This window comes from Paraburkholderia sp. Ac-20342 (genome assembly GCF_017104985.1).
In the GTDB taxonomy this organism is placed as follows: domain Bacteria; phylum Pseudomonadota; class Gammaproteobacteria; order Burkholderiales; family Burkholderiaceae; genus Paraburkholderia.
In genome coordinates, this window is record NZ_JAAGPQ010000158.1 from 1 (window position 1) to 8,005 (window position 8,005).

An 8,005-nucleotide genomic window follows, 5' to 3' on the forward strand; every position below is an offset into this window, starting at 1 on the left:
AGGCGATCCGCCATCACGATGCCGACTGGGAAGGGTATCGGGACCGTCAGCGCCGCATCATCGCGCGCTATCTGTCGACGAACGCCGAAGTCGTGGCGCGCTATGACGGGTTGCTGCTGCAGCTGGAATCCGCTCCAGCCCGGACATCATGATCGAAGACGCGAGGGGCGAGCCATGACGGTTCAACTGCCTGTTTCCGTACAGGCACAACGCCTGCTCGATCGCGGCGACCTGATCGGCGCGGCGAAACTGATCGACGGCCACGGCACGCTGGAGTCGACGGATGCTTCGCTGCTGGCGATCACGAGCCGCATCATGCGCATGCGTGGTCACGCGTCCAGGGCGGCCGCGCTCGCGGACCGGGCACTCGCGCTCGACGCGAACAACGGCCTCGCGCTGCTGGAGCGCGCGAGGCAGGCCACGGCGGCGGGCGATCCGCTTGTCGCGAACGGCTGGTATGCGCGCGCCTATCGAAACATGCCGGATGGCGAGACGTGGGTGCTCGAATGGATCGAGTTGCAGATGGGGCAGCCGGACGGCCCGAACATGCTCGACGTGGCGACCCGCTTCTGCGCGGCACAGCCCGCCAATGCACTGGGCTGGTTCCAGCTTGGCCTGCTGTATCAGCGCGTGGGCCGGCACGATGCCGCTCTCGCGGCGTACGCGAAGGCCGACCGGCTCGACCCGGCTGTATCGATGCTGCAGAACAACACCGCGGCGGCCCATATCGAACTCGGCAATCTGCCGCGGGCGAAAGCGATTCTCGAACCGCTTCTGGTGCGCGAGCCGGCGAATGCGCTGGCCTGGAACAATCTGTCGGTCGTCCTGCTCGGCCTGCGCGATCTCGCCGGCGCGGAAGTCGCGTCCGAACGCGCCTGCACGCTGGCGCCCGATTACCCGGTGGCGCTTGTGACCCGCGTGCAGGTCCTGAAGGAACGGCAGCAATGGGATGCCGCGCTGGCTGTCGCGCAGCGCGCCGGGCAACTGGACCCGGCCAATCCGTTGGTCATCTGGGCGTTGGCCATGCTGCAACTGGCACAGGGCGATTACGCGAACGGCTGGGCGAACCACGAATCACGCTGGTTCGGCTCGCGCGAGTTGCGCGACGCGGTGCCGAACCTGCCGTCGCCGCGCTGGAATGGCGAATCGTTCAAGGGCCGCACATTGTTCGTGTGGGGCGAGCAGGGGAATGGCGATGCGATCCAGTTCGCGCGCTTCCTGCCACGGATCGCGGCGCGCGTTCACGAGGAAGGAGGACGGCTCGTCTACTGCTGTTTCTCGCAACTGCTGCCGTTGTTCGCGCGCAGCTTCGTGGAGAGTGTCGACGAGATCGTGCCGCACGATACGGCGGTTCTTCCGGCGCACGATTTTCATTTGCCGCTCGGCAGCCTGCCGCTCGTGCTTGGCGTAACAGAGGATCGTCTCGCCGATGCCGCGCATTATCTGAAGCCCGCTTCCGATGCCGTCGCGCGCCGGAGCGCGGGGCCGCGTGCACAACGGCCTCTGCGCGTCGGGCTCGTCTGGAGCGGCAGCCGTACGCATCAGCGCAATCCGCTGCGTGCGATCGATCCGTTGCTCTATGCGCGTGCATTTCATGGCGTCGAAGGCGTCGAGTTCATGTGTCTGCAGGTCGATGCCGCCGACGATGTCGCGGCGATGCGGCATGCGGGTCTGTCCATCGAAGACCCCACCGTGGCATGGGGATCGTATGACGACACCGCCTCGGCGCTGTCGACGCTCGATCTCGTGGTGACGGTCTGTACGTCGGTGGCGCATCTCGCCGGCGCGCTCGGTGTGCCGACATGGCTATTGCTGGACGTCAATCCGCACTGGGTCTGGTCGACGGAGCGTACCGACAGCGCGTGGTATCCGGGCCTGAAGCTTTATCGGCAGAGCGCGTACCGGCAGTGGGAACCTGTCGTGGAACGGGTTGCCGTCGATCTGACGCGAGTCGCGGCCGGCCTGTCCGACGTGGCGCCCGTCGAAGTGTGAGCCGGCAAGGATCACCACATAGCCCCCGTCACGATCGACAATTTGGAGAGTGCCAGATGCGATCGCATTGTGTTCTGAGTTTCCTGACCGGCCATGCGCCGGCGGCGTTTGCCAATCACGCGCGCTATGCCGACACGCACGGCTATCGCCACGTATGCGTCGATGCGTCGGACGGGCCGCGCAGCGCCCAGGTCCAGACCTTGCATCGCTACGAAGCGCTGCTGCATGCGCTCGACGGCTGTCCGGCAGACGGGATCGTTCTGTTGCTGGGCGAGGATGGGCTCGTCGTCGAGCCGCATGCGCTCGACCGGCTGATGGCGGGGCGGGACGCGCTGCTGGTCGGCGTCGAGAAAGGCCGGCCGCAGACCGACGTGCAGTTCTGGCGCAACACACCCGCGACGCGCGAGCGCATCTACCGGATCATGCAGCGTTGCAGGCTCGGCGGTGAGCCGTTCGTCGATGCCGCGACCGTGCTGGGAGATGAACCGGTACATCCGTGGCACGAGCGGATCGACGACCTGTATGCGGTGATGCACGCGGGCGCCAACATCGATCCGTACTGGCGGCGCGCGGCGACGTTTGCGCTCAGTCTGGGCGATCTGCATGATTCGCCATCCGAAGCGAGTGCCGCGCCGCGCATTCGCGAGATTCTGTGCGCTCACCTGGAAATGTCGGGGCTCCGGGGGCTTGCGCCTTTCTCGTTCGAGACGCCGGCTGTCGATGCCTCGGCCGATCGCAGCACCTATGCACCTCACAACGCGCCTCAAAACGCGCCCGGCAACGTGTCCGCCAGGGACGTCGCGTTCGTCATGCTTTATACGCCCGGCATTGCCGGCTATGGCGGCATCGCGGAAAGCAATCTGCGGCAGTACTGCGAGCGGCATGGCTACACGTTTTACGTGTATCGCGACACGCCGGCTGAAATCGGCCTGTCGGGAACCGGGAACTGGTTCAAGCCGTGGCTTCTCGACGCTTATCTGCCGCACCACGAATGGGTCATCTGGGTCGATGCGGATGTGTTGATCCTCGATCACGAGCGGCCCATCGACGATCTGCTGCGCGGCCGCGATCGTCTGCTCGCGCGCGACATCGGGCAATGGCCGTTCAATTCGGGCGTGATGGGATTCCGCCGTACCGAGGGAAACGCGGCGATGCTGCGCGGGCTGAAGGCGCGCATTCGCGGCCTGGCCGATCGGTCGTCCGTGTATGCGCACAACGGCGACCAGTTCTACTTCATCGAAGCGATGAAACAGTCGGGCTTGCTCGACGAGGCGGACATTCTGAGTCCGCTCGTCATCAATACGCCGTGGTTCATGGTCGGTCCGGACAGTTTTATCGCGCACTACTACGGCATGTGGACGGAGATGCGCACGCTCGTCATGGCGTACGACGAAGCCCGGCGTCTCGTGCGTGATTTGCAACGACAGGAGAAATGACGCGGGTTCCAACACTCTTCCGGGACATCGGTATGTCTCTTCTCGGCCAATTGTTGGCTCACGCGGTTCCGCAGCAATTCTCACGCAGGCGCGTGCTCGTGCGCACCTGCTGCGCGTATGACGCCGGTGTTGGCGCTGGACATCGGAAATGGACTGGAAACAACCGGGAAGCAGCCGGGAAGCAACAGGCAAGCATAGGGGAGCGTCCCGTTTCGCAGTTGGAAAACAGTAGAGAGGTGCTGTGGTAACCGATCCGTAGCGTGTGCTCATACTCCGATGCCGTACCGAAGCACGGAGCGACGTGGTATGAATCTGGAGAATACGATGAATAACACAAGGCCTGAACCCAACAGATTCCCATTCATCTGGGATCGCATCATCGCCGTCATCATCGTGGTCAGCGGACTCGCGATGGCTCTCGGCGGCGGCTGGCTTCTCGCGCTGCATGGCAGTCCGTACTATGTGTTCGCCGGCATTCTGCTCATCTGGTCCGGTGTGCTGCTGTGGTTTCGAAGCCTGAAAGGCGCAGGGATATTCGGCATCGTCTATCTGATTACGCTGCTCTGGACGCTCTACGAAACCGCACTGCGCTTATGGGGATGGGTGCCGCGCATGGGCTTCCTCACGGGCCTTGCGTTCTTCGTCGCGCTGATGCTGCCGCGGCTGGCCGACCGAGCGGGACAAAGCGGGCATTACCGTGGTTTGGCCAAGATCCTTGCAGGCATCTGCATTGTGTTTGCGGGCACCGCATTTGCGCTGTCGTTCATTTCGCAGCAGAGCTATCTGTCCGCGACGGCAATGCCGGATACGCCGCTCGTCGCCGGGGACGAGTTACATGCGCCGCAACCGGATGCCGACTGGACCCATTACGGCCGCGATACCGACGCCACCCGTTATTCTCCGCTCGACCAGATCAACCCCGGCAATGTGAAACAGCTTCAGGTTGCCTGGGTCTATCACACCGGCGATCTGCCGCCCAAGGGCAAGGTCAACAAGTGGGCGGCCGAAATGACGCCGATCAAGGTGGGCGACGGCCTTTATCTGTGCACCGCGACCAACAATCTGGCGAAGCTCGACCCGACCACCGGCAAGGCAATCTGGACTCACGACGTCGGGACGCAGTATAAGAGCGTGCCCTATACCGCCGCCTGCCGCGGCCTCGAACACTATGTATCGCAGACGATTTCCACGGGCCAGCCGTGTCACGAGAAGATCATCGAGGGGACGATCGACGGCCGCCTGATCGCCGTCGACGCATCCACGGGCGCCTCGTGCGAAGGCTTCGGCGAGCACGGCCAGGTCAGTCTGCTCGACGGACTCGGCAAGACCGTGCCGGGCTTCGTCGCGATGACGTCGCCGCCCGTTATCGTCAACGACACCATCGTGGCCAATCACGAGGTGCTGGACGGCCAGCGCCGCTGGGCGCCGTCGGGCGTGATTCGCGGCTTCGACGCCGATACGGGCGCCTTCAAATGGGCGTGGGACGTCAATCGTCCGGGCCAGCGCGGCGAGCCGGGCGTCGGGCAGGAATTCAGCCGCGGCACGCCGAATTCGTGGGGGCCGATGGCGGGCGACGACAAGCTCGGTCTCGTCTATGTGCCGACCGGGAACTCGGCGGCCGACTACTACAGCGCCATGCGCACGCCCGCCGAGAATCGCGTCGCGTCGTCGATCGTGGCGCTCGACGCGGCAACGGGCGAGGAGCGCTGGGTATTTCAGACCGCCCACAAGGATGTGTGGGACTACGACATCGGCTCGCAGCCGACGCTGTTCGACTTTCCGGGACAAAGCGGCCCGGTGCCGGCGATGGTCATCCCGACCAAGCGCGGCCAGCTGTTCGTGGTGGACCGTCGCAACGGCCAGCCGCTGCTGCCCGTCGAGGAGCGGCCGGCGCCGCAGGGCAACGTGCCGAACGATCCGCGTACGCCGACGCAGCCGTGGTCGACCGGGATGCCGCGCCTCGGGTTTGCCGATCTGCAGGAAAGGACGATGTGGGGCATGACGCCATTCGATCAGTTGTACTGCCGGATCAAATTCCGCCAGGCGCACTATGTCGGCGAGTTTACGCCGCCGATGGTCGGCCAGTCGTGGATCGAGTATCCGGGATACAACGGCGGCGTCGACTGGGGTAGCGTCGCCTACGACCGGACGAGGGGCGTCCTGATCGCCAACTGGAACAACACGCCGATGTACGACCGGCTGCTGTCCCGCAAGCAGTCCGACGCCATGGGGCTGTATTCGATCGACGATCCGCGCCATACCGACAAATCCGGCGCGGAAGGCCCGGGGGCGATGGCCGATACGCCGTACGGCGTGGACGTGCAGCCGTTCCTGATGCCGCTCACGCAGGTTCTCTGCAACGAACCGCCGTACGGCATGATGACCGCGATCGACATGCATACGCAGAAGGTCATCTGGCAGCATCCGTTCGGCACCGCACGGGCGAACGGTCCGTTTGGATTGCCAACCTATATGCCGATCGAAGTCGGCACGCCGAACAACGGTGGGCCGATCGTCACGGGCGGCAACCTGATATTCGCCGGCGCCGCAACGGATAACCTGATCCATGCGTTCGACCTGAAATCGGGCAAGATGCTGTGGAGCGATCTGCTACCGGGCGGCGGACAGGCGACGCCGATGACCTATTCGGTCAACGGCAAGCAGTATCTGGTCATCATGGCGGGGGGGCATCACTTCATGCGCACGCCGGCCAGCGATGCACTCGTGGCGTATGCGCTGCCGGACAGTGCGATATCGGGCGGGGCGTCGCAGTAGTCGAGTAGTCGAACCGGCGCGGCTGGCGGTGCGGCACGCGCGGTTCGAATCACGCTTGCGAAGCACTGAAGGCGGCCGGCTTCGCATCGATCGCGCAGGATCAGACCGGCCGCCAGTGACCCGGCACCCACTGCCAGTGATTGCCTTCCCAGCGGTAGTGACCCTTGACCCAGACATAGCCCGGTGCGGGCGCAGCCGGTACGATTTCGGCCACCGGCGCGGGTTGAGGCGGACGCACGGGCTCCACGACACAGCCGGAAAGAAGAACGCCCGCAGCCAGTGCGCTGGCCATGATCAGAGACGCTTTGGTTTTCATATCGTCGATTCCTCTTTTGTTCGGATACGGACACGTACGGACACGGCTTGTGGCCGCGTCTTCGTTGAACGCCCGAGACGTATGAATCCGTCGCGCGAGTCTGTAAGAGGATGTAAGTCGACGCTCTGGCGCGCCGGCAAGATACCTTGCGCGGCGGTCCGACTTTTATTTCCGGCCGGGATGGCGTGCTAACCACACGCTCGCGGATGCCATCACTGCGCGCCGATCGTCCCCGTCGCCAGGGCGAGCGCGGCCGCGGCCGACAGCGCGCCGCAATAGCTGTCCACTTCGGCATTGCGCGCCGCCAGCAACTGGCTCTGCGCGATCGTCGCCTCGGTGATCGAGCCGACGCCATGCCGGTACGCGCTGAACGCCGCGTCGTAGCTGGTCTGGGCGGCAGCGACGAGCGCCTTCGCGGCATCGTGCGAGGCGAGGCTCGTCTGCACCGCGTTCTGTGCGGCGACAACCTGGCGGACGGCTTCCTCTTTCGTGCGCGTGAGGCGCGCGGATGCGCTCTGCGCATCGTTGCGCGCCTGCATCAGCACGGCCGAGCGCAGGCCGCCGTCATATAGCGGAATCGAGATGCCGAGAAACACGCCGCCGCCGTAGCGGCTGCCGTTCAGGTTGACGGTCGGCGCCTGATCGCCGATCGCGGGCAGCGCGGAGAGGGCCGTGTGCCCGCTCGCATACGAGGTCGATGCGGACAGGAACACCTTCGGCATGAACGCCGCTTCGGCGGCCTTGATCTTCGCGCGATCGGCCTTTTCGAGTGCATAGGCGTTTTGCAGATCGGGGCGGCGCGCGATCGCGTCCGCGACGATCGTGTCGATCGACGAGCCGAGCGCGGGCGGCAGCGGCCGTTGCGGCAACGCGGCGATCGCCGGCTTCGACAACGGCGAGATGCCGAGTGCGGAGACGAGGTCGAGGTAGCCGTCGCTGGCCGCGCCGCGCGCCTGTACGAGCGCGAGGTTGGCCTGCTCGCGGTTCTGCGTCGCCTGCGCGACTTCGACGACCGTGCCGACGCCCTGTTTGAAGCGCGCACGCGCCGCCGCAAGAATCGTGTCCGCGTTCGCGAGCCCCTGCTGCGCGCTCTCGGCGTGCGCTCGCGCGGCGGCGTAGCGGTAGTACGCGACGGTCACGTCGTGGATCACCTGCTGATGCACGGCCGTGAACGCAACGTTCGACGCGATCGATACCTGCTCGGCCGCCTCGACGCGCGCCGCGCGTCCGCCGAAGTCGAACAGCAGCCATTGCAGCGACAGCGCCGAGATCGTGCCGTGGCCCTGGTCGAAGGGGGCACGCGCCGCGGGAAGAATGGTGTCCGCGTTCGCGAGCCCCTGCTGCGGGCTCTCGGCGTGGGCTCGCGCGGCGGCGTAGCGGTAGTACGCGACGGTCACGTCGTGGATCACCTGCTGATGCACGGCCGTGAACGCAACGTTCGACGCGATCGATACCTGCTCGGCCGCCTCGACGCGCGCCGCGCGTC

At 65.5% G+C, this 8,005-nt stretch carries 5 protein-coding genes; 3 read left to right on the plus strand and 2 right to left on the minus strand.

Annotation, left to right across the window (positions count from 1 at the left end):
• Nucleotides 1-174 precede the first annotated feature (174 nt).
• The 3 genes from G3N58_RS32850 to G3N58_RS32860 all read left to right on the plus strand — a co-directional run bounded on the left by G3N58_RS32850 (nucleotide 175) and on the right by G3N58_RS32860 (nucleotide 6,203).
• Nucleotides 175-1,992 (plus strand): hypothetical protein, encoded by a 1,818-nt coding sequence (locus tag G3N58_RS32850; protein ID WP_206001273.1) that lies wholly within the window; start codon nucleotides 175-177, stop codon nucleotides 1,990-1,992.
• 56 nt (nucleotides 1,993-2,048) lie between these two features.
• Complete coding sequence (locus G3N58_RS32855) at nucleotides 2,049-3,428, plus strand: galactosyl transferase GMA12/MNN10 domain protein (protein WP_206001274.1); 1,380 nt, start codon at nucleotides 2,049-2,051, stop codon at nucleotides 3,426-3,428.
• A 324-nt stretch (nucleotides 3,429-3,752) separates the two neighbouring features.
• Complete coding sequence (locus G3N58_RS32860) at nucleotides 3,753-6,203, plus strand: membrane-bound PQQ-dependent dehydrogenase, glucose/quinate/shikimate family (protein ID WP_206001275.1); 2,451 nt, start codon at nucleotides 3,753-3,755, stop codon at nucleotides 6,201-6,203.
• A 100-nt stretch (nucleotides 6,204-6,303) separates the two neighbouring features.
• Here G3N58_RS32860 and G3N58_RS32865 read toward each other — a convergent pair whose 3' ends face one another.
• Together G3N58_RS32865 and G3N58_RS32870 are read right to left on the minus strand one after the other, a co-directional pair.
• Nucleotides 6,304-6,519: a YXWGXW repeat-containing protein gene (locus G3N58_RS32865; RefSeq protein WP_167049000.1), complete on the minus strand. Its 216-nt coding sequence runs from the start codon at nucleotides 6,517-6,519 to the stop codon at nucleotides 6,304-6,306.
• Between the two features lie 212 nt (nucleotides 6,520-6,731).
• Nucleotides 6,732-8,005, minus strand: a 1,274-nt coding sequence (locus G3N58_RS32870; RefSeq protein ID WP_241017329.1) for a TolC family protein, incomplete at its 5' end; no start/stop codon positions are given.